This window comes from Niveispirillum sp. FG148, from assembly GCF_057809655.1.
In genome coordinates, this window is record NZ_JBMDKJ010000018.1 from 1 (window position 1) to 20,207 (window position 20,207).

General features: G+C 65.2%; 21 protein-coding genes and 1 tRNA gene. 11 read left to right on the forward strand and 11 right to left on the reverse strand.

The window, feature by feature from the left end:
• The first annotated feature begins 202 nt into the window (after positions 1 to 202).
• A complete protein-coding gene (locus ACODTW_RS17820; RefSeq protein WP_488947407.1) occupies positions 203 to 1,471 on the forward strand; it encodes a chloride channel protein in 1,269 nt (422 codons plus the stop codon).
• Positions 1,472 to 1,542: 71 nt separating this feature from the next.
• On the opposite strand, the gene ACODTW_RS17825 is transcribed toward ACODTW_RS17820, so the two are convergent.
• Entirely contained in the window at positions 1,543 to 1,710 is a 168-nt protein-coding gene (locus ACODTW_RS17825) for a YdcH family protein (RefSeq protein WP_488947408.1), read from the reverse strand.
• Positions 1,711 to 1,997: 287 nt separating this feature from the next.
• On the opposite strand from ACODTW_RS17825, the gene ACODTW_RS17830 reads away from it, so the two are divergent.
• Together ACODTW_RS17830 and ACODTW_RS17835 are read left to right on the forward strand one after the other, a co-directional pair.
• A complete protein-coding gene (locus ACODTW_RS17830; RefSeq protein ID WP_488947409.1) occupies positions 1,998 to 2,552 on the forward strand; it encodes a UbiX family flavin prenyltransferase in 555 nt (184 codons plus the stop codon).
• A 69-nt stretch (positions 2,553 to 2,621) separates the two neighbouring features.
• Positions 2,622 to 2,864: a hypothetical protein gene (locus ACODTW_RS17835; protein WP_488947410.1), complete on the forward strand. Its 243-nt coding sequence runs from the start codon at positions 2,622 to 2,624 to the stop codon at positions 2,862 to 2,864.
• A gap of 132 nt (positions 2,865 to 2,996) precedes the next feature.
• On the opposite strand, the gene ACODTW_RS17840 is transcribed toward ACODTW_RS17835, so the two are convergent.
• Both ACODTW_RS17840 and ACODTW_RS17845 read right to left on the reverse strand, forming a co-directional pair.
• Positions 2,997 to 3,962 carry a DnaJ C-terminal domain-containing protein gene (locus ACODTW_RS17840; protein ID WP_488947513.1) on the reverse strand — a complete coding sequence of 322 codons (966 nt, stop codon included), beginning with the start codon at positions 3,960 to 3,962 and terminating at the stop codon, positions 2,997 to 2,999.
• Positions 3,963 to 4,116: 154 nt separating this feature from the next.
• Positions 4,117 to 4,587, reverse strand: a complete 471-nt coding sequence (locus ACODTW_RS17845) for an RT0821/Lpp0805 family surface protein (protein WP_488947411.1) — start codon at positions 4,585 to 4,587, stop codon at positions 4,117 to 4,119.
• A 156-nt stretch (positions 4,588 to 4,743) separates the two neighbouring features.
• Between ACODTW_RS17845 and pdxH the strand changes: the two genes are divergently transcribed.
• The 3 genes from pdxH (at position 4,744) to ACODTW_RS17860 (ending at position 7,409) form a co-directional block, all read left to right on the forward strand.
• Entirely contained in the window at positions 4,744 to 5,346 is a 603-nt protein-coding gene (gene pdxH, locus ACODTW_RS17850; RefSeq protein WP_488947412.1) for a pyridoxamine 5'-phosphate oxidase, read from the forward strand.
• 13 nt (positions 5,347 to 5,359) lie between these two features.
• Positions 5,360 to 6,289 (forward strand): cation diffusion facilitator family transporter, encoded by a 930-nt coding sequence (locus ACODTW_RS17855; RefSeq protein WP_488947413.1) that lies wholly within the window; start codon positions 5,360 to 5,362, stop codon positions 6,287 to 6,289.
• 268 nt (positions 6,290 to 6,557) lie between these two features.
• A complete protein-coding gene (locus ACODTW_RS17860; protein WP_488947414.1) occupies positions 6,558 to 7,409 on the forward strand; it encodes an MBL fold metallo-hydrolase in 852 nt (283 codons plus the stop codon).
• A 3-nt stretch (positions 7,410 to 7,412) separates the two neighbouring features.
• On the opposite strand, the gene ACODTW_RS17865 is transcribed toward ACODTW_RS17860, so the two are convergent.
• Entirely contained in the window at positions 7,413 to 8,534 is a 1,122-nt protein-coding gene (locus ACODTW_RS17865; RefSeq protein WP_488947415.1) for an aminotransferase class V-fold PLP-dependent enzyme, read from the reverse strand.
• Between the two features lie 127 nt (positions 8,535 to 8,661).
• Here ACODTW_RS17865 and ACODTW_RS17870 point away from each other — a divergent pair, with 127 nt between their 5' ends.
• A complete protein-coding gene (locus ACODTW_RS17870) occupies positions 8,662 to 9,060 on the forward strand; it encodes a hypothetical protein (protein WP_488947416.1) in 399 nt (132 codons plus the stop codon).
• 16 nt (positions 9,061 to 9,076) lie between these two features.
• On the opposite strand, the gene rpoH is transcribed toward ACODTW_RS17870, so the two are convergent.
• A complete protein-coding gene (rpoH, locus tag ACODTW_RS17875) occupies positions 9,077 to 9,961 on the reverse strand; it encodes an RNA polymerase sigma factor RpoH (protein ID WP_488947417.1) in 885 nt (294 codons plus the stop codon).
• Between the two features lie 127 nt (positions 9,962 to 10,088).
• On the reverse strand, positions 10,089 to 11,204 hold the full coding sequence (locus tag ACODTW_RS17880) for an RluA family pseudouridine synthase (protein WP_488947418.1): 1,116 nt from the start codon (positions 11,202 to 11,204) through the stop codon (positions 10,089 to 10,091).
• Here ACODTW_RS17880 and ACODTW_RS17885 point away from each other — a divergent pair.
• The 3 genes from ACODTW_RS17885 to ACODTW_RS17895 all read left to right on the forward strand — a co-directional run bounded on the left by ACODTW_RS17885 (position 11,195) and on the right by ACODTW_RS17895 (position 12,779).
• Complete coding sequence (locus ACODTW_RS17885; RefSeq protein ID WP_488947419.1) at positions 11,195 to 11,572, forward strand: hypothetical protein; 378 nt, start codon at positions 11,195 to 11,197, stop codon at positions 11,570 to 11,572. The genes ACODTW_RS17880 and ACODTW_RS17885 overlap by 10 nt on opposite strands.
• A 44-nt stretch (positions 11,573 to 11,616) precedes the next feature.
• Positions 11,617 to 12,645, forward strand: coding sequence for a threonine aldolase family protein (locus ACODTW_RS17890; protein ID WP_488947420.1), 1,029 nt, complete (start codon positions 11,617 to 11,619; stop codon positions 12,643 to 12,645).
• 58 nt (positions 12,646 to 12,703) lie between these two features.
• Positions 12,704 to 12,779 (forward strand) — tRNA-Glu (locus ACODTW_RS17895).
• Positions 12,780 to 12,883: 104 nt separating this feature from the next.
• On the opposite strand, the gene ACODTW_RS17900 is transcribed toward ACODTW_RS17895, so the two are convergent.
• From ACODTW_RS17900 to ACODTW_RS17920, 5 genes are all read right to left on the reverse strand, one after another.
• Positions 12,884 to 13,324 (reverse strand): DUF29 domain-containing protein, encoded by a 441-nt coding sequence (locus tag ACODTW_RS17900; protein ID WP_488947421.1) that lies wholly within the window; start codon positions 13,322 to 13,324, stop codon positions 12,884 to 12,886.
• Positions 13,325 to 13,422: 98 nt separating this feature from the next.
• Entirely contained in the window at positions 13,423 to 14,601 is a 1,179-nt protein-coding gene (locus ACODTW_RS17905; RefSeq protein WP_488947422.1) for a THUMP domain-containing class I SAM-dependent RNA methyltransferase, read from the reverse strand.
• A gap of 75 nt (positions 14,602 to 14,676) precedes the next feature.
• A complete protein-coding gene (locus tag ACODTW_RS17910; RefSeq protein ID WP_488947423.1) occupies positions 14,677 to 16,752 on the reverse strand; it encodes a methyl-accepting chemotaxis protein in 2,076 nt (691 codons plus the stop codon).
• 352 nt (positions 16,753 to 17,104) lie between these two features.
• A complete protein-coding gene (locus ACODTW_RS17915; RefSeq protein ID WP_488947424.1) occupies positions 17,105 to 17,407 on the reverse strand; it encodes a hypothetical protein in 303 nt (100 codons plus the stop codon).
• 178 nt (positions 17,408 to 17,585) lie between these two features.
• Positions 17,586 to 18,803 (reverse strand): acyl-CoA desaturase, encoded by a 1,218-nt coding sequence (locus ACODTW_RS17920; RefSeq protein WP_488947425.1) that lies wholly within the window; start codon positions 18,801 to 18,803, stop codon positions 17,586 to 17,588.
• 234 nt (positions 18,804 to 19,037) lie between these two features.
• Here ACODTW_RS17920 and ACODTW_RS17925 point away from each other — a divergent pair, with 234 nt between their 5' ends.
• Positions 19,038 to 20,186 carry a TRAP transporter substrate-binding protein gene (locus ACODTW_RS17925; protein WP_488947426.1) on the forward strand — a complete coding sequence of 383 codons (1,149 nt, stop codon included), beginning with the start codon at positions 19,038 to 19,040 and terminating at the stop codon, positions 20,184 to 20,186.
• The last annotated feature ends 21 nt before the right edge of the window (positions 20,187 to 20,207 follow it).

The following is a 20,207-nucleotide window of genomic DNA, read 5'->3' on the forward strand; positions in this document are numbered from 1 at the left end:
GGCGGAGTAATCCGCGATATCCAGGGGGTCGGTCGCGATCATCGGTCCAGCCTATTCCCCCCCCCCCCCCCCCCACAGCCATGACCAATCGGCGGTTAAGTTAGGGGCGCCGTTTGAATAGCCTGACAGCTGTGAAACGGTAATGGTCGGGCGGGTGGTGGCGATGCCGAATGCAGTGGTACGCCGGGGACGGAATCTCTGGGTGGCCCCCCATATCTGGCGGCGGCGGCTGGTCTTCTGGGGAGGCGGGCTGACGGTCGGCGTCGCGGCCGTCCTGTTCGCCTGGGCCGCTGATGGTGCCAGCCACCTGTTCTCCCGCATCATCGCCGCGTCCCCCTGGGCAGCGCTGCTGCTGACGCCATCGGGCCTTGCCTTTTCCGCCTGGATCACCCGACGGTGGTTTCCCATGGCTGGCGGCAGCGGTATTCCGCAGGCCATCGCCGCACGCGCCACGAAGGTGCAGGACCGGCGCGACCAGCTTGTTTCATTGCGCAGCGGCATCGCGAAAATCCTGCTGACGATTCTGGCACTGGGCGTCGGCGCCTCCGTCGGGCGCGAAGGGCCGTCGGTGCAGGTCGGTGCAGCCATCATGAACCGGCTGGGCGGCTGGGTCGGCGACCGCATGCCGGGCCTGCTGCTGGCCGGTGCCGCCGCGGGTGTCGCTGCCGCCTTCAATACGCCGCTGGCCGGTCTGGTTTTCGCGATTGAGGAAATGGGCAAGGCCTTCCAGGTCCGTTCCGCCCATCTGGTGCTATCGGCCGTTCTGCTGGCGGGCATTTCGTCACTGGCCCTGCAGGGTGACTACACCTATTTCGGCCATTCGACCGATGTGCTGAACGGCTGGCGCGACTGGTCGCTGGTGCTGGCCTGCGGGGTTGCCGGCGGGGTGACCGGCGGTGCCTTCAGCTGGCTGATGGTGGCCTTCGCCTATGGGCTTCCGGGGCGTGTTGGCCGTATCATCAAGGATCATCCCGTCTGGTTCGCCGGGGGGTGCGGCCTGCTGCTGGCCCTGCTGGGTCTGGCCACCGGGGGCGCTACCTATGGCACGGGTTATGAACAATCGCGGGCGCTGCTGAATGGTGACGAGGGCGTCTCCCCCTTCTTCATGGTCTGGAAGTTTGCCGCCACACTTCTTTCCAGCATCACGGGCGTGCCCGGCGGCGTGTTCAGCCCGTCGCTGGCCGTCGGTGCGGGGCTGGGGGCGGCAATGGCTGCCCTGATCCCCACAACGGCAACCGGGGCCGCCGTGCTGTTGGGCATGGCGGGTTATTTCGCCGGGGTTGTGCAGGCGCCGGTCACCACGGTGGTCATCGTGCTGGAAATGACGGCCAACCACGCCATGGCCGCCCCGGTGATGATGGCCAGTCTGATCGGCTTTTCCGTTTCACGGATGATCGGGGCGCCCGCCATCTATCACGCGCTCGCCCACCGTTATCTGCCCAAGCCCGCAGCGGCTGGGTTGTCTGCCTGATCGGAAAGCAAAAGCCCCCTCCCGGCGACCGGGAGGGGGCTTCATTTCCGGCGCTTGCATCCGGGGTTTCGTCAGGCGCGGGCGAGACGATCCATCTCTTCCTTCACGCGCAATTTTTCCATTTTCAGGCGGGTCAGGGTCGTTGAGTCCGGCATGGGACGGCGCGACTCCATTCGCACCTCCCGATCAAGGCTTTCGTGCTTCTGACGCAGGGATTCCACACGCTCGGGGAACAACATACAGCCTCTCCTTCGGTTGGACGATGGAACTACGGACCTGTTTGTCTGAACCTGCAATTACGGCTGGGCCTGTCCTTCACATGGCTCTTGCTGACATGATCGTGACATGGAACCGTCACGACCGTACCTATGCATATGGATAGGGTGATTGGATTTTCCAGAGGGTAGATGCCCTGGACGAAACAGCCCAGTGGCGCTACATCACCTCCATGGCACACATCCTCCCACAGCCGGCCGGTTCATCCGGTCCTGACAGCGACCCGGCCCGCACCGGAGCGGCGCGACGCATGATCGTCGGCATCAGCGGGGCGTCGGGCATCATTTACGGCATACGCCTGCTTCAAACGCTACGCCTGCTCGGGATCGAATCCCACCTCGTTATGAGCAGGTCTGCGGAGGTGACCTCTGCGCACGAGTCGGGGCTGAAGGTGGCCGAGATCAGGGCGCTGGCCGATGTGAATTATGCCATCGCCGATATCGGGGCCGCCATCTCCTCGGGCAGCTTCCGGACCATGGGCATGATCGTGGCTCCCTGTTCGGTACGGTCCCTGTCGGAAATCGCGTCGGGCGTCACAAGTTCGCTGCTGACCCGCGCCGCCGATGTGGTATTGAAGGAACGCCGTCGGCTGGTGCTGATGCTGCGGGAAACGCCGCTGCATCTTGGCCATCTGCGCTCCATGGCTGCCGTGACGGAAATGGGCGCCATTGTCTATCCGCCCGTCCCCGCCTTCTATGCAAGGCCGCAAAGCCTTGACGAGATGGTGGATCACACGATCGGGCGTGTCCTGGATCTGTTCGATATCGACACGGGCCGCGTGCGTCGCTGGGGCGAGGAAGCCTGACGGGAACAAAATCCCGTCCTCCGCTGTTGATCCCTGCCATTCCCGTCAACCGCCTCCGCGAGGTCGATCATGCCCACCCGTTCTATTCACCGACTGATGCTGGCCGCCCTGCTGGCCTTGTCGCCCCTGGCCCTGACCGCCTGCGACAACAAGGGTCCCGCCGAAAAGGCCGGTGAAAAGATTGATGACGCCGCAGAAAAGGCGGCCGACAAGCTGGACGAAGCCGGCCGCGCCGCGCAGGAGAAGATCAAGGAAGGGGCCGACAAGGTGGAAGAAGCCATCGAAAAGGCCAAGGACGAGGAAAAGCACTGATACCAGTGCCAGTAAATTCTGACTCGTCAGAATTTATTGATTACAGCGGCGCGATCCGCCGCGCCGGTCGGCGCGGATACCAAGGTCAAGATTTATTGACCTTGGTATGAATTCATGCGCGGGCGCTAGCCCTCACATCCCCAGCTTCGACCGCACGTCGTAATCCTTGCCCTTCGACCATTTCTCGATAAAGGCGCTCAGTTCCGCATCGGGCTTGGCCGGCAGCATCACCACCAGCTTCACATACTGGTCGCCCGTCACCTTGCGTTCCGGGTTGGCGATGCCCTTGCCCTTCAGGCGGAGCGTAGTGCCGCTGTTGGCGCCGGCCGGCACCTTCACGGCCACCTGGCCGTCCAGGGTCGGCACCTTGATGGCCGCACCCAGCACGGCTTCCTGCAGGGTCACCGGCACCTCAATATGGATGTCATCATCCTTGCGCGTGAACAGCGGATGGCTGTCCACATGCACCTCGATGATGGCATCGCCGGCACCCGCACCACCCAGGCCTGGCAGCCCCTGGCCCTTCAGGCGCAGCTTGCTCTGATCCTTGGTGCCGGGCGGGATGTTGACGTCGATATTCTTGCCCGTGGACAGGGTCAGGCGGCGCTTGGCCCCCAGACAGGCATCAGCGAAGCTGACCGTGACGGAATAGTTGACGTCGCTGCCCTTGGCCTTCACGCCCGATCCGCCGCCCGCCGAATAGCGGCGCTTGCTGGCCCCGAAAATATCGTTGAAGAACTCGTCCGCGAACGGGTCATCCTCGCCGCCACCCGGACGGGTCCCGCCACTGCTGCGCGCGCCACCGGCACTGCCACTGGTGGCGCGGTTGGCATTCTGCCAGGCCCGGCGGAAGGTACGGTCCGGCCGCTCCGCCCCACTGGCATCGATCTCACCCTTGTCGAAGCGGGCCCGCTTGTCCGGGTCGGACAGCAGGCTGTAGGCGCCATTGACCTCCTTGAACTTCTGCTCGATGTCGGGTCGGCCAGGGTTCAGATCGGGATGGTACTGCTTTGCCAGGCGGCGAAAGGCCTGCTTGATGTCGTCGGCGGAGGCGCTTCGCATCACGCCAAGGACAAGGTAGGGATCGCGCATGGTCACCAGGAACAACAGGGGAAAACCTGCCGCATCCTACGCCCCAGCGACCCGGGGTCAAGCACGCCCGACAGTTTGCAGGGGACGCATACGTATAAAAAGGCCGCGCCGAACGGATTGTCCGGCGCGGCCCCAGCCTGATGGTGTCAGAAGTGACCGGTCAGCTGACGATCTTCCAGCTGCCGTCCGGCTGCTGGCAGGCCCGGCCGAAGGCCTGTTCGCTGCGACCGCCGACGATGATCGTCTGCTGGTATTCGCGGCAATAAGCACCGGTACCGGCCTGGCGGCCTTCCTGGGTCGGCGTCACGATGACGCGATTATTGTTCTGCGGGTTGTCCCAGACGATGGGCTGGTTCAGCGGCGCGTTAAAGGAAGCGTAGGTGTTACGCTCCAGCGCGGCCTGGTCGGCCTTATCCAGCGAGGCGCCCACTTCCGAACCGATCAGGGCCCCCAGCACAGCACCGGCACCCGTGGCCCACAGCTTGCCCTTACCGCCGCCAATCTGGCTGCCGGCCAGGCCGCCCATCAGGCCGCCGATGACGGCGCCACCGGTCTGCTTGTTGCCGCCCGTGGTCTGGCATCCGGCCAGCAGGGCCACGCAGGTGGCGGCGACGAGGATCTTGCGAATCATTTCATGACACCTTTCGAAAACATGCGTTCCCCCAATATTTCGCCGCTGGGCTGATCGGCCCGCGGACGGGAGCCATGCGGGGGACGGCATGGACATTCATCCGATGCTCTTTATCTTCGACATTAATTCGGGCGCAACTATGACGAAGATCAAGCCATGACGCTGGAAACCGCCACCGACCCTTTCGCGCTGTTCCGCACCTGGTTCGCCGAAGCCGAAGCAACCGAGGTCAATGACGCCAACGCCATGAATGTGGCGACGGTCGGGCCCGACGGGCGGCCCACCATCCGGGTCGTGCTGCTGAAGACCCTGGATGACCGGGGTTTCGTATTCTACACGAACACCCAGAGCCGCAAGGGCGTGCATCTGGCCGCCCATCAGGTGGCGGGCATCAATTTCCACTGGAAATCGCTGCGCCGGCAGGTGCGGGTCGATGGGACGGTGGAGCCGGTGACCGCACAGGAAGCGGATGAATATTTCGCCAGCCGTCCGCGCGGCAGCCAGGTCGGCGCCTGGGCCAGTCAGCAATCGCGCCCGCTGGACAGCCGCGCCACCCTGGAACAGGCCGTGCGCGATGCCGAAGCGCGGTTCGGTGACGCACCCGTGCCGCGCCCCGGCCATTGGTCGGGTTATCGCATCGTTCCCGACCTGATCGAATTCTGGCAGGATCGGGAGTTCCGGTTGCATGACCGCATCACCTTCACCCGGTCGGGCACCCGGTCGGATGAAGGCTGGGTCAAGGGCCGGCTTTATCCCTGAACAGGCGAAGATCATGGCGATAGTCGACACGGCGGCGGATAACCACAATACCGACCGCTACCGTCGGTTTGCCACCTATGCCAGCGTCACGGTCGCCGTGATCCTGATCGCGACCAAGCTGTTCACCTATATGGCGACGGGCGCCGTCGCCATCCTGTCCTCGCTGATGGACAGTTCGGTGGACCTGCTGGCTTCCATCGTGACCCTGCTGGGCGTGGCGCAGGCATTGCAGCCGGCCGACCACACCCACCGTTTCGGCCATGGCAAGGCGGAACCGCTGGCGGCCATGGCACAGGCTGCCTTCGTCGCCGGATCGGGCGTGTTCCTGGGCTATGAGGCGGTGGGCCGCCTGGTGGAACCGCGCCCCGTGGCGGAGGCGGAGCTGGGCATCGTGGCCATGCTGTTCGCCATCTTCATGACCGGTGTCTTGCTGGGCATCCAGCGCTGGGTCATCGCCCGGACCGGATCCATGGCCATTGCCGCCGACAGCATGCATTACAGCGGCGATCTGCTGATGAATTCAGCCGTCATCGCCGCCCTGGGCCTGACAGCCTGGACGGGCTGGGCCTATTGGGATCCGATTTTCGCCTTGGGCATCGCCGCCTTCCTGGTCTGGGGGGCTGCCAATATCGTCAAGGCGGCCCTGGGCGTGCTGATGGACCGCGAATTGCCGGACGAAGATCGGGACCGGGTGAAAGAGGTCGTGCTGGGCCATGCGCAGTCGCGCGGCATGCATGATCTGCGCACCCGGTCGACCGGGATCGGGCGGCATATCGAATTCCATCTGGAACTGGACCCGCAACTCAGTCTGGCGGCCGCCCACGACATCACGGACGAGATCGAGCGTGATCTGCGCCTCGCCTTCCCCGACGCCGAATTCACCATCCATCAGGAACCGGCGGGGCTGGAGGATGAGCGGCTGGACAACCGGCTGCGCCCCTGAGCCGGTATACAATGGCCCGTCCGGCAACCGGATGGAAGCGTGTCATTCCGGTCACGCCCCGGCCTAATCACGCGCGGCCCCGCAGAAAAGGGGGCCTGGCGCACGGCGGCCATGACGGATTCGTGATGCCTCCTGTGTGCAACATCACAGGATAACCGGCAGTGTCGCCGTTATTTTTCTGGAACCTTCGCCGCATCTGTCGGAATGTGTCCGCCGATGCACGGGGGCGTCGATGGCGGGGCCCAATGCCCGGCCGCAGGGGCGGATCATGGAGTTCAAGGTCAAGTTCTGGGGCGTGCGGGGCACTTTCCCTTGCGCGTACCCTTCCCACCTGGGTTACGGCGGCAATACCAGCTGTGTCGAGGTGACGGTCGGCGACCGCACCCTGATCCTGGATGCCGGCACGGGCCTGCGCGGCCTGGGCAAGCATCTGCTCCGTGACAATATCCGGCACGCCAGCCTGCTGCTCAGCCATGCCCATTGGGACCATATCAACGGCTTCCCGTTCTTCGAGGCGGGTTACCGGCCCGACTTTTCCCTGGATATCTTCGCCCGCGACCTGACGGGCTGCAACTGCATCGGCGAGGTGCTGACCAGCTGCATGGAAAAGCCGCTGTTCCCCGTACCGCTGACCACCATGCGGGCCCGCCTGGGTTTCCAGAACCTGCATGCCGGCGACCAGATCGACCTGGCCCCCGGTCTGGTGATCAAGACGGGTGAATTGAACCATCCGGGTGGTGCCGTCGGCTACCGCATCGAATATGGCGGCAAGGCCTTCTGCTATGTCACGGATACGGAGCATGTGGCCGGCCAGCTGGACCAGAACATCCTGCACCTGATCGATGGTGCCGATATCGTGGCCTATGACAGCTCCTACACCGAGGAGGAATATGCCACCCGTGTCGGCTGGGGCCATTCCACCTGGAACGAGGGCGTGAAGCTGGCGCGGGAAGCCGGGGCCAAGCAGTTCTGCCTGTTCCACCACGATCCGGACCATGATGACACCATCATGGCCGGCATCGAACGCGATGCCCAGCGCGCCTTCCCCGGTGCCTTCGCCGCCCGTGAAGGCGTGACGCTGGACATGCTGAACCTGTCGGCGGATGCGGCGGCGGCCTGAACTCTATCCCGATACCGCCATCAAGGCCCGCTCGGCGCGGTCCATATCCTGTGCATCCACCCAGATATGTGGGGCCAGACGCAGTACCCCCAGCCGGTCACTGGCGTAGAGCCCGTGGCGGTTCAGCCGGGCGATAGTGTCCGGGGCCACGCCGCCCGGCCAGCGCAGGCCCAGAATGTGCGGCACCCGGAAGTGGCGCGGCAGCAGCTGCCAGCCTAGGTCGGCCGCCAGATCGGCCAGCCGTTCCGTCTTCGGCGCCAGATATTCCGCCACCCGCGCCGGCTGCCAGTCGCGCACCAGTTCCAGACAGGTGCCGGCCATGGGCATGGCGATGGGATCATTGCGTTCACCCCGGTCATAGCGGCGGGCGCCGGGCGCGGGTGTGCCATCGGGACAGTTGTTGGAGTTCATCTCCATGGGCAGGCCGCCCTGGCGGTGCGGTGCCGCATAGAGGAAGGCCGTGCTGTAGGGACCGGCCACCCATTTATAGGTGGGAAAGGCCAGGAAATCCGGCTGCCACCGCGCGACATCGACCGGCATGGCCCCCACCGCCTGGGTCGCGTCGATGATCAGGGCGGCCCCGGCGGCATGAACCATCGGCGCGATCCGGTCCAGATCGATCAAGGCGCCGTCGGCCCAGTGCAGCGGCGTCAACGCCGCCAGCGCCAGGGGCGGCGCCCCGGGCCGCTCGATGGCCTCCAGTACCGCCGACGTCCAGTCGCCATCGGCGGGACGTGGCACGATATCCAGCACCAGCCCCTTTTCCCGCGCCAGCCGGTCGACGGTCAGCGCCACGGAGGGGAATTCATCCTGCACCCGCAAGACCCGATGGCCGGGGGCCAGATCCAGATTGCGGACCGCCACGGCCATGGCGCCGCTGACGGCGCTGACGATGGCGATGTCCGTGGCTGTCGCGCCGATCAGGTCGGCGGCGGCGTTCCGCGTCCGGTCGACCCAGTTCTGGTCATGATCGCGCGGGTGGCACCAGGGATGGCTTTTGGCCGCCACGCCCGCCTCTCCGGCCCGGCGCACGGCCATGGGCAGCGGCGCATAGGCCGCGGCCTCGAAATAGGCAATATCGCGCGGGATTTCGAAAAGATGTCGCTGGCTGGTCAAGGCATTCATCGGGGGCACCCTTCAGGTCACCACCAACCTTGCCATGCCCGCGGGCCGGCACCAAGCTAGCGGACGGATATTGCGCCGATGGCGCGACACCCCACCTATGGGGAAGGATCACCAACGGGAGTGCCCCATGCCCTTCATGGACCGGGACAATTTCATCGCGCTGCTGGAACGGCTGGGAGATGGGGACGATGACGTCGCCCTGGATGCTGCCCGCACCATCCACGCGCGCGTCGCCGATTCCGGCTTCGGCTGGACCGACCTGCTGGTGCCGGCGCCCAGCGACGCGGCGGCTGACACGCCGCAGGCCGCCCCGGTGCCGCAGGCCGATCCGCCGCCCGCGCCGACGCTGACCGTGGATGGGGACATCATCGCGGTCCTGGACGGGCTGCTGGCCCATCCGGAGATTTCGACCGACACAAGGCTGGATCTGCAGGCCATGAAGGACGATGCCGAATCCGGCAGGCTTGACCCCGGGGACGAGCGCTACGCCCGTGCCCTGGCCGTGCGGCTGTCGGGCCATCCGTGACCATCAGGCGCCGGGATCACACCAGCTTCTGTGCCTCGGCCGCCGACTTGATGGCCTTTTGCAGCTTCTCAAAGGCCCGCACCTCGATCTGGCGGACCCGTTCGCGGCTGATGCCGTAATGCTGGGACAGGTCCTCCAGCGTCGTCGGCTCGTCCCGCAGGCGGCGTTCGATCAGGATGTGGCGCTCACGCTCGTTCAGGCCCTTCATGGCGGTGGCCAGCAGGGCCTTGCGCTTGCCCAGCTCCTGTTCCTCGCCGATGCGGATTTCCTGGCTTTCGCGCTCATCCACCAGCCAGTCCTGCCACTCGCCCTCGCCATCAATGCGCAGCGGCGCATTCAGCGAATGATCGGCAGCGGCCAACCGCTGGTTCATGGAGACGACATCGGCCTCCGGCACGTCCAGGGTGGTGGCGATCTTGGTCACCACCTCGGCCGGCAGGTCGCCATCATCGATGGCCTGCATCTGGCCCTTCAGCTTGCGCAGATTGAAGAACAGCTTCTTCTGCGCGGCCGTGGTGCCCATCTTCACCAGCGACCAGCTGTGCAGGATATATTCCTGGATGGCGGCACGAATCCACCACATGGCGTAGGTGGCCAGGCGGAAGCCGCGATCAGGCTCGAACCGCTTGACGGCCTGCATCATGCCGACATTGCCTTCGGAGATCAGTTCGGACACGGGCAGGCCATAGCCGCGGTAGCCCATGGCGATCTTGGCCACCAGACGCAGATGGCTGGTCACCAGACGGTGGGCGGCCTTTGTGTCCTCATGCTCGCGCCAGCTTTTGGCCAGCATGTACTCCTCGTCCGGTTCCAGCATGGGGAACTTGCGGATTTCCTGGAGATAGCGGCTGAGGCTGCTTTCGGAACTGACAACAGGAATGGCGGGAACAGAAGCGGCCATGGTTAACCCCCTTGCATAAGGCTGGTCGGCATCACCGGCCCGATTGGCACCGGCAATGATGGAAAGTCCGGACCGGACACGCGGAGCGTCCGTCCAGCTGAGGCCCGGATGTCACACGCGGGACGCATCATAGCACCTCCAGCGCCTGAATTAAGCCCTTGAAATCATCCGGTAACACAGTGGTGAAGCTGACCTTCGCCCCCGTGGCCGGATGGATGAATTCGATCGAAGCGGCGTGCAGGGCCTGACGCGGGAAATTGTCCAGCGCCTGCTTGGCCGCATCCGACGTGCCGCGCGTGCGGCCCTGCCGGATGCGGCCATAGACGGGATCGCCCACCAGCGGATGGCCCACATGGGTCATGTGAACGCGAATCTGGTGGGTGCGGCCCGTCAGCAGCTTGCATTCGATCAGGCAGGCTGCCGGGCCCAGCGGGCGCACGGTGGTGTAGCGGGTGATCGCCACCTTGCCACCCCGGTCCAGCACGGCCATGCGCTTGCGGTCGGTCGGATGGCGGCCGAGATTGGCATTGATCTCTCCGGCGCGCGGATTGGGCACGCCCCAGACCACGGCCTGATAGGTCCTCGACAGCGACCGGTCGGCAAACTGCGCCGAAAGGGCCTGATGCGCGCGGTCGGTCTTGGCGACCACCATCAGGCCGCTTGTATCCTTGTCCAGGCGATGCACGATGCCCGGCCGGCGCACGCCACCAATGCCCGACAGCCGGTCGCCGCAATAATGCAGCAGGGCGTTGACCAGGGTGCCGTCGGCATTGCCGGCGGCCGGATGCACCACCATGCCCGCCGGCTTGTCGATGACCAGCAGGTCCGCATCCTCATGGATGATGGACAGCGGGATGTCCTGCGGCACGGGCAGGGCCGGCGCGCTGGCCGGGACATGCACGTCATAGGTCTGGCCGGCTTTGACCCGGCGGGAGGCGTCGTCTATGGTCAGTCCCGCTTGGGTGACCTGACCCTGGTCGATCAGCGCGCGCAGGCGGGACCGCGACAGGCCCTTATCGGCCAACGCATCCGCCAGCGCCTTGTCCAGCCGATCCCCGTCCTGTCCGGCCGCGATCACGGCCTGATGCTGTGACGGGCCGGCGACATCGGCCGGGGCATCGGGGGCGGCGGACAGGAATTCCTCGTCGCCCAGATCGTCATCCAGGTCGAATTCCAGCCCGGCGGGCGGGGTATCCGTCCGGCCGGTGGCCTTCAACTGGGGATTTGCCGAACGTGCGCGCACTGAAATCCGTCCTTGTCCTGATGGCCGTGGTCATCGCCGCCGGCTTCGCCTTCATCGGGTATGAAGTCTATAAACGCAGCACGGACCCCGATCATCCGCGCACATTTTCCGAACGGTTCGGTACCAGGCCGAAGGCCGAGGCACCGGCCGCCGCTGCGGCACCCGCGGTCGTGACCCGCCCGGGAGTGCCGGCGCCTTTGCCTGCATCACCCGTTGCGCTGCCACCGGGCGCCGTGCTGTTGCCCGGCCTGGCTGCGGTTGATGGCCGCATCGCCGTACAAATCCGCTTGGCCGACGGGCGCACACAGGTGCTTCTCGTCGATCCGGCCACGGGCGACAATGCTGTCCTGGTGACAACCGTGCCGTGATGCCGGTCACATAAAAGCGCAAAACCCGGGTGAAGGGACGTTAAATGAATTTCATGTCCGATAATGTGACCGGTGCCGCCCCGCAGATCCTGGAAGCGCTGGTTGCCGCCAATCAGGGTACGGCCCCCTCCTATGGTGCAGATGAATGGACGCATCGTCTGACCACGCGCCTGTCCACCCTGTTCGAACGCGACGTCGCGGTGTTCCCGGTGGCCACGGGCACGGCGGCCAACGCCCTGTCGCTGGCGGCCCTGACCCCGCCCTGGGGCAGCATCTATTGCCATGCCGAAGCCCATATCCAGGCCGATGAATGCGGCGCGCCGGAAATGTTCACCGGCGGGGCCAAGCTGGTGCCGCTCGCCGGCGACCATGGCAAGATCGCGCCCCAGACCCTGTCGGACGCGCTGGGCCGCGTGCATAAGGGCTTCGTCCATGCTGTGCAGCCGGCGGCCCTGTCCCTGACCCAGGCGACCGAATGCGGCACGGTCTATACGCCCGATGAACTGGCAGCATTGACCGCCATCGCGCGGCGCCACGGGCTTTACGTGCATATGGACGGGGCGCGCTTTGCCAACGCCATGACCACGCTGGGCTGCTGCCCGGCCGACGCCACCTGGCGCGTGGGCATCGACGTGCTGTCCTTCGGCGCCACCAAGAACGGCGCCCTGGGCGCGGAGGCCGTGGTGTTTTTCGACCGCGGCCTGACCGAGAATTTCGGCTATCGGCGCAAGCGGGCGGCGCACCTGTTCTCCAAGATGCGGTTCCTGTCGGCGCAGCTTGAGGCCTATCTGCAAGATGGCCTGTGGCTGCGTCTGGCCGGCCATGCCAACCGCATGGCCCAGCGTCTGGCAGACGGCCTGTCGGCCCTGCCCGGCGCGGCGCTGGCCCATCCTGTCGATGCCAACGAGGTGTTCGTTTCCCTGCCCGAGCCCGTCATCGCGGGCCTGGAAGCAGCAGGCTTCGGCTTTTATCGCTGGGACGGGTCGGTGGTGCGTCTGGTCACGGCCTGGAACAGTCAGGAGGCGGATGTGGACGCGCTTTTGGGGGCGGCAAAAAAACTGGCGGGGCTTTGAAAAAACTTCTTGATCAATCCCATCGCCTCGCCTAAAAAGCGCGCCTCGCACGGCTCTAGTCCCCATCGTCTAGAGGCCTAGGACACCGCCCTCTCACGGCGGTAACAGGGGTTCGAATCCCCTTGGGGACGCCATCTCTTTGACCGTGCGTTAATCCATAGAAATTATGTTGTCCTTTGTGAGCGCGCCTTGGCGTGCCCCCCGCATTTCCCATTGGGGCTGGCGCGACCGAAGTCGCTCAGTGCTGATCCGGCCAGAAGTCGGCATCCATGATCTGGTCAAAGGGCCACGGGCAGTCCACGGGGAAGGTTTCGACCGCAAATCCGGTTTCCGCGGCTGCGCTGTTGCGGGCACGCATATAGGCGGCGGCCAACGTCTCGCCAATCCTCGCTTTCAGGCTGGGATTGTCGGCAAGATGGTCCGTCACGTCCAGGCGTTGGTTGCGGATGGATGCTTCCCAACTGGCGCCACGCCGTGCGGGTTGATGATGCCACTTCAGCAGGTGCAGCAGCAGGACCGTAAGGCGGCTGAGGAGTTCGCGCTTCTCGGTCTTGCCCATGCTCTCGATTTCCTCCGCGATATGCTCAATGTCCGCCACCGAGAGCTTGCCGGCGCGCAGCAATGCCGCCTGTTCGTTGGCCCACGCGTAGAAATCCGTCTCGTAGAGATTTCCGCTCATGCAAACGCCTCCCTCATCTGAAACGAACGGCATTATAGTACATCCGCTGGCGTATTGGACGATCGCTTCAATTGATGCCAGGAGAAGTGCTCACCCCGTCACACCCCACCCAGCACCCCTGTCCGGTACAAAACCACGGGCAGCCCGCCATGCAGGACCGATCCGCCCACCGGCAGGAAGGGCAGTTCGGTGACCTTGGCGAGTGCGGGTTCGTTGGTGATGACGCCCACGCGCCAGCCGCGGAAGCGGTTCAGCAGCACCTTGCCCAAGGTGCCGTAGAGACCATAGAGCTGGCGGGTGTCGCCGATGCGGCCGCCATAGGGCGGGTTGACGATGACCAGGCCGGGGGGACCTTCGGGCGGGTTCAGGTCGCTGATGGCGTGGCACTGGAAATGGGTCAGGGCGGACACGCCGGCCCGCTCCGCGTTGGCCGCGCTCATCTTGATGGCGCCGGCATCGCGGTCGCTGCCGCAGAAGCGCACGCCCGGCGGCGGGGTGGTGCCGGCCCCGGCTGTCCGCATCGCGTCCCAGGCAGCCGGGTCGAAATTGGCCAGAGTCTCGAACGCAAAGGAACGGGCGCGGCCGGGGTTCAGGCCCAAGGCAATCTCGGCGGCCTCAATGACAAAGGTGCCGGACCCGCACATGGGGTCGACCACGGGTTCCGTGCCGGTATAGCCGCACTGGCGCAGGAACATGGCGGCCAGATTCTCCCGCATCGGGGCCTTGTTCACCGCTTCCTTGTAGCCGCGCTTGTGCAGCGCCTCTCCCGATGTGTCGATGCTGAAAATGGCCAGATCATCATCAATGCGCAGCTTGACGACGATCTCCGCCTTGTCGTCGATCGGCGCGCCCAGCGTCTCCTGGATGGCGCGGGTCACGCGCTGGGCGGCGGCACCGGCGTGATAGATGCGGGATTTGTTGCAACTGGCTTCCACCCGCACCGGCTGGTCGGGGCGCAGGAAGTCGGCCCAGGGGAATTTGTGGGCACGCTTGTCCAACTGGGCCAGATGCATCGCCCGGAAGGACCCGATACGCGCCAGCACGCGGGCAGCCCCGCGCAATTGCAGGTTCGCGCGCCAGACATCGGCCCAGGTGCCGCGCGTGGTGACGCCGCCCTTGCCCGGCTTGGGATCGGCAAAGCCCCGTTCCCGCATTTCCGCCGCCAGCGGAATTTCCAGGCCCGGTGTCGTCACCACATAGATTTCAAGATCGTCGGTCTGTTCCATGGCATCTTCATATCCCGGCGGCAGGCCGGGCGGCGACCGCTTTCTTGCCATGCCGGCCCCCGCAATGACGAAGCCCCGCCGGCGGGGGGCGCCAGCGGGGCTTGGGAAAGGGATGCTTGCGTGGCGTCAGGCGGCGCGGATGCCCGCCAGGAAGTCCACGATTTCCTGGCGCAGGGTGGCGGCATTGCGCGACAGGTCGCCCGATGCGCCCAGCACGCTGCCCGCCGCCTCACCCGTCTTCTGGGCGCCGTGGGTGACCTGCGCCAGACCTTCGGAAACGGACTGCGAGCCCTGGGCCGCCTGCTGGACATTGCGGGCGATTTCCGCTGTCGCCACACCCTGTTCCTCCACAGCCGCGGCGATGGTGGTGGCGATCTCGCTGACACGCTCGATGGTGCGTCCCACGCCGGACATGGCCTGGACCACGGCGTTGGTGGCGCCCTGGATTTCCGTGATCTGGCTGGAAATGTCCTCCGTGGCCCGGGCGGTCTGGTTGGCCAGGCCCTTCACCTCCGACGCGACCACGGCGAAGCCCTTGCCGGCCTCTCCGGCACGCGCTGCCTCGATCGTGGCATTCAGCGCCAGAAGGTTGGTCTGACCCGCGATCTGCTGGATCAGGCCGACCACATCGCCGATGCGCCGCGCCGCATCGGCCAGACCGCGCACGGTATTGTCGGCGCGCGCCACCTCGCCCACGGCGGTACCCGCGATGGCGGCACTTTCCGTCACCTGGCGGCCGATCTCCTGGCTGGACGATGCCAGCTCCTCTGCTGCCGCCGCCACCGTCTGCACGTTCGCGGAGGTCTGCTCCGACGCCGCCGCCGACGCCGCCAGTTGCTGGCTGGTGTCGGACGCGATGCCCGACATGCCGTGCGCGGTGCGGTCCAGGTCCTGGGCGGAATGGCCGACCGACGACAGAACGTCGGCCACCTGCCGTTCGAACTGCGCAATCAGTTGCTCAACACGGGCCACGCGCTGCTCGCGGGCCTGCCGCTCCAGCCGCGCCGCCTCCTCCAGACGCTGGCGCTCCAACGCCCCCTCCCGGAACACCGCAAGACCGCGGGCGATATCGCCCACCTCGTCCGTGCGGTCGGCACCGGGAATGGCGACAGCCAGGTCATTGGCGGCCATACGGCCGATAATGTCGGTCAGGCCACCCAGCGGCAGCACGACGCGGCGGGTGAACAGCGCCCCCAGCCCAACGACAGCCGCGGCGACGCCCAAGGTCAGCAGCAGAACGGCGATCAGGTTGTTCCGTGCCGCCGCCATCTCTTCCGTCAGATAGAGATCGGCCTCGCCGAAGGCGGCGTCGCGGATCGACATGATGCTTTGCAGGTAACCCGTCTGCTGCTTGCGGAACGGCACCAGTTCCATCGACTGCTTGCCATCGGCGCGGGCGGCCGCTTCCACATCCTTGAACAGGGCCTGTCCCTTGGTGAAATACTCCTGATCCACCGTGGCCATGGATGCCGCCAGGGCACCGGGATTTTCCGTCTGTGCGGCCTGTTGCTTCAGCCGGCGCCAGATCTCGTCAATGCGCGCGCCGAGATCAACCAGCCTTTCCAGACTGGCGGGTGTGGCCGTCGTCGTGGCCGCAACAAGATTGGTCATGGCCAGCCCCTTGTTGCCGGCCGCCGTGCGCAGATCCATGGCCAGCCGGGCGGTGGAAATGTAGTCGCCGGCCTGGGGACTGCCGGCGGCGATCGCCGTTTCCAGCCGGTCCAGCAATGGGGTGAGTTCGCCCACCATGCGGGCGGCCGTCGTGGCGTAATCTTTCACGAAGGCGGGGTCACGGTCGGCCTTCGGTTTGGCAATCTGCGCCCGCGCCTGGGTGCGCAGGGCCAGCAGCCGCTCCTTCACCGGGGTGTACAAGGACATGTATCTGGCAGCTTCCGGCAGTCCGGCCAGTTCCACATCCATGCGCTTCAGACCCGCCTCGGCCTTGGCTGACAAGGCTTCCAGCTCCTGGCGGGAAGCATCGGACATCGGCAGGTCGCTCTGCAGTGCCACGTTCAAGGGACCACGCTCCAGCGTCAGCCCCTCCAGCGCCAGGGCGACACCCGTCAGGGTTTTGACCTGGTCATGGGCTGCACTGGCATCACGATATCGGCCGAACTGTTCGCCCACCAGGAACAGCCCCATGGCAACCGCGATGGCCCCCGCGACAGACAGACACAATATGAACAGCGATTTAATGCGCATGCCGATCCCCTTTTCTGAGCGGGAAGGCAATATCAGCCAAGAGTTTATTATAGATTAACCGCTAATTACATATGAGAACACCGCCATATTCATTATGCATCCCAATGATGGTTCGAAATTCCGCCATAATATTCCAGACAATTTTAGGCACATTGCATGATACCGGTGTCATTTCGTAAATGGCAACGCACGTCCGACCAGAAGGGTGATTTTATTGCAACTTTCCATTAACGAAAGAAGGATAGTTTCCACCCGGAAATGGGTGGCGTGATCAGGGCCCTTGTCAGAGAAATAACAAACCCCGCCATCCGGAGATGGCGGGGTTGTCGATAAAGCAGCCTTTGACCGGACGTTACTGCGTCGTGGTGGCCGTGCTGGTGGTCGTGCTGGTGGCAACCGGCGGGCCGGCTTCATCATCGCCACCGCCCACGGTCGCGGCGATCACGCCGGCAGCGGCAACGGCGGCCACGCCGGCCATCGGCACCAGATTGCCGGAAGAGAAGAAGCTGGCCTTCTGCGCACCGGCGGCGGAGCCACTGACCTTCGGCGCATTCGACGGGGCGGCCTGACCGGCCGGAGCCGACTGGGCCAGGGCCGTGGCCGGCGCGGCGATCAATGCCGCGGCCAACAGCAGCGTAGTGGTAAGACGGGTCATCGTCATGCATCCATAAAAATCAAAAGGGCGCCCCTAAGGCGTTAACCTAACGCCCGGGCACCCTGAAGGGGAAGAGGAAAGACAGTGGTAATTTCAACGGGTCGGATATGCGCCTCCCGTTGGCGACGCGGGGTGGACAGGGGATAATCCCCATCCACCCCGGGTCATTACCATCAGGTCAGGCGGGCATCCCGGCCAGACGGGTGCAGACGTTGGCCACCAGGATCTGGCGGGCGCGCTCCACAATATCGTCCATGCTGGGCGTGCGGACGAACATCTTCGACGCGCGCTGGCGCAACTCGTCGGTGGTCGGCAGGTGCGGCAGCTGGATATTGGCGACCATGGCCTCCAGCCGGACCTTGGCGTTCTCATGGGCCTGGCGCACGCGCTCCTCAATCTCCGCCATGGTCGGGGTCTGGGCCAGCGCCTCACGCACCTGGGCCGTCAGCTTTTCCACCTGGAAGCTGGCAGCCAGCTGGGCGGCGGCAGCCTCGATCACCTTGGTGCCCAGGCGCTGTTCGTTGCGCACCACCGAGGCCGGCGGCTCGTGCACGTCCCAGACCAGACGCAGACCCTGCATGATCTTGATGATGTAGTAGGAGGTGTCGATCTCCCACCAGCGGAAGCCCTGGCGGGCGGCCGACTGATAATGGTGATGGTTGTTGTGCCAGCCCTCGCCCATGGTGGCGATGGCCAGCAGCCAGTTGTTGCGGCTGTCGTCACCCGTCAGATAGCGCGGGCGGCCCATGACATGGGCCAGCGAATTGATGCAGAAAGTGGCGTGGTAAAGGGCCACCGTGCTCCAGAAGAAGCCGACGATCAGGCCGCCCCAGCCGAACAGGGCCCAGGTGGCAAAGCCCAGGATGATGGCCGGGAAATAATAATGCCGGTCCAGCCAGACCAGTTCGGGATACTTGGTCAGGTCGCCGATGGTGCGGTAATCGGCCTTTTCATGCTTGGCCGTGAACACCCAGCCCAGATGTGCATAGAAGAAGCCCTTGTGACGCGGCGAATGCACGTCCAGTTCCGTGTCGGAATATTTATGGTGGTGGCGATGGGTCGCCGCCCACCACAAGGCCCCGCGCTGGGCCGAGCTTTGCGCCAGGAAGGCCAGCAGGAACTGCACGACGCGGCCGGTCTTGTAGGACCGGTGGGAGAAGTAGCGGTGATAGCCGCCCGTGATCCCGAACATGCGGGCACCGTACAGGACCAGCGCCAGCACCACATGCTGCCACGCCACCCCCGTCCAGATGGCGCCCAGGCAGGCGACATGGACCAGGATGAAGGGGATCATGGTGCCGTACTGAATCTTCTCATCCGCCGGGTTCGGGGCGGGTTCAGCGGAAGCAGCGGGGCGCGAGGCGGGTTCGCGTCCGGGATGGGCAGGCGAGGTCACTGATCGGAGACTCCGTACAGAAAAGACGCGACATCATAGCATGAGGGGCCGGGGCAGCGGTTGAGCAAAATCAATCGGCGGTGCTGAAACCATCTCTTTCGGACGGGTTCTTTCGGTCAGGCCGAGCCATGGTGCGGCGCATCCTTTTCTCTGCCGCAATGCACAGAAATTTGAACGAATTCAAAAACAAAGCTAGCATCCGCCCAGCCGGAACGAACCGCAGGAAAGCGACGCATGACCAGGGACAGCCAGCCCACGACCACCGCCCGCCCGCCGGCGAAGGACACAAGGTCGCGGCGCGGTTTCCTGGGCGTCGCCGCCGCGGCGGCCGTGGGATCGGCAGCCTCCGGCATTTCCATGCCCAATGTGTCGCGGGCCGAAACCGTGACCCTGCGGTTCCAGTCCACCTGGCCCGCCCGTGACATCTTCCACGAATTCGCCGGGGACTATGCCGCCACGGTCAACAGCCTGGCGGGCGGCCGGTTGAAACTGGACATGCTGCCGTCGGGCGCTGTCGTCGGACCGCTGCAATTGCAGGAGGCGGTGCTGTCCGGCGCGCTGGATGGGGGGCACGGCGTCACCGCCTATTGGTACAACCGCCATCCCGCCTTTTCCCTGTTCGGCACGCCGCCTTCGCTGGGCTGGAAGGCCAACCACATGCTGGGCTGGATCAAATATGGCGGCGGGCAGGCGCTGTATGATGAACTGGTGCAGCAGGTGTTGAAACTGGATCTGGTCGGCTTCCTGTCCGGCCCCATGCCCAGCCAGCCCCTGGGCTGGTTCCGACGGGAGGTGAAGGGGCCGGAAGACCTGCAGGGCATGCGCTACCGTACCGTGGGGCTGGCGGCGGATCTGTTCCGGGAAATGGGGGTGGCCGTCACCATCATGGGGCCGGGCGACATCGTGCCGGCGCTGGACCGGGGATTGCTGGACGGGGCGGAATTCAACAATCCCTCCTCCGACCGGGCCTTGGGCTTCCAGAATGTGGCCCCCACCTACATGGTCGGCAGCTATCACCAGTCGGCCGAGATGTTCGAAATCATCTTCAACAAGCGTCGCTTTGACAGTCTGCCCGACGAAATGCGCAACATCCTGCGCGTGGCGGCCGAAAGCGCATCGGCCGACATGTCCTGGAAGGCCATGGATCGCTATTCCAAGGACCTGGAGGCGCTGAAGGCCGAGGGCGTGAATGTGGTGAAGACACCCGACAGCGTGCTGGAGGCCCAGTTGGCCGCCTGGGACCGGGTCATCGAAGCCAAATCGGCCGATCCCTTCTTCAAGAAGGTGCTGGACAGCCAGAAGGATTGGGCCCGGCGCGTGCTGGGTTACGAGAATGCGTTCGAGGTACGCACCGATCTGGCCTTTCGGCATTTCTTCGGCTGATACGGCGGCGACTGCCGCCGC

What these genes read in the sequence shown, in the direction of transcription:
- ACODTW_RS17825 (WP_488947408.1), bottom strand. Translation starts at nt 1,710, where the DNA reads ATGTTGTTCCCCGAGCGTGTGGAATCCCTGCGTCAGAAGCACGAAAGC.
- ACODTW_RS17830 (WP_488947409.1), top strand. Translation starts at nt 1,998, where the DNA reads ATGATCGTCGGCATCAGCGGGGCGTCGGGCATCATTTACGGCATACGC.
- ACODTW_RS17835 (WP_488947410.1), top strand. Translation starts at nt 2,622, where the DNA reads ATGCCCACCCGTTCTATTCACCGACTGATGCTGGCCGCCCTGCTGGCC.
- ACODTW_RS17845 (WP_488947411.1), bottom strand. Translation starts at nt 4,587, where the DNA reads ATGATTCGCAAGATCCTCGTCGCCGCCACCTGCGTGGCCCTGCTGGCC.
- pdxH (WP_488947412.1), top strand. Translation starts at nt 4,744, where the DNA reads ATGACGCTGGAAACCGCCACCGACCCTTTCGCGCTGTTCCGCACCTGG.
- ACODTW_RS17855 (WP_488947413.1), top strand. Translation starts at nt 5,360, where the DNA reads ATGGCGATAGTCGACACGGCGGCGGATAACCACAATACCGACCGCTAC.
- ACODTW_RS17860 (WP_488947414.1), top strand. Translation starts at nt 6,558, where the DNA reads ATGGAGTTCAAGGTCAAGTTCTGGGGCGTGCGGGGCACTTTCCCTTGC.
- ACODTW_RS17865 (WP_488947415.1), bottom strand. Translation starts at nt 8,534, where the DNA reads ATGAATGCCTTGACCAGCCAGCGACATCTTTTCGAAATCCCGCGCGAT.
- ACODTW_RS17870 (WP_488947416.1), top strand. Translation starts at nt 8,662, where the DNA reads ATGCCCTTCATGGACCGGGACAATTTCATCGCGCTGCTGGAACGGCTG.
- rpoH (WP_488947417.1), bottom strand. Translation starts at nt 9,961, where the DNA reads ATGGCCGCTTCTGTTCCCGCCATTCCTGTTGTCAGTTCCGAAAGCAGC.
- ACODTW_RS17890 (WP_488947420.1), top strand. Translation starts at nt 11,617, where the DNA reads ATGAATTTCATGTCCGATAATGTGACCGGTGCCGCCCCGCAGATCCTG.
- ACODTW_RS17900 (WP_488947421.1), bottom strand. Translation starts at nt 13,324, where the DNA reads ATGAGCGGAAATCTCTACGAGACGGATTTCTACGCGTGGGCCAACGAA.
- ACODTW_RS17905 (WP_488947422.1), bottom strand. Translation starts at nt 14,601, where the DNA reads ATGGCAAGAAAGCGGTCGCCGCCCGGCCTGCCGCCGGGATATGAAGAT.
- ACODTW_RS17910 (WP_488947423.1), bottom strand. Translation starts at nt 16,752, where the DNA reads ATGCGCATTAAATCGCTGTTCATATTGTGTCTGTCTGTCGCGGGGGCC.
- ACODTW_RS17915 (WP_488947424.1), bottom strand. Translation starts at nt 17,407, where the DNA reads ATGACCCGTCTTACCACTACGCTGCTGTTGGCCGCGGCATTGATCGCC.
- ACODTW_RS17925 (WP_488947426.1), top strand. Translation starts at nt 19,038, where the DNA reads ATGACCAGGGACAGCCAGCCCACGACCACCGCCCGCCCGCCGGCGAAG.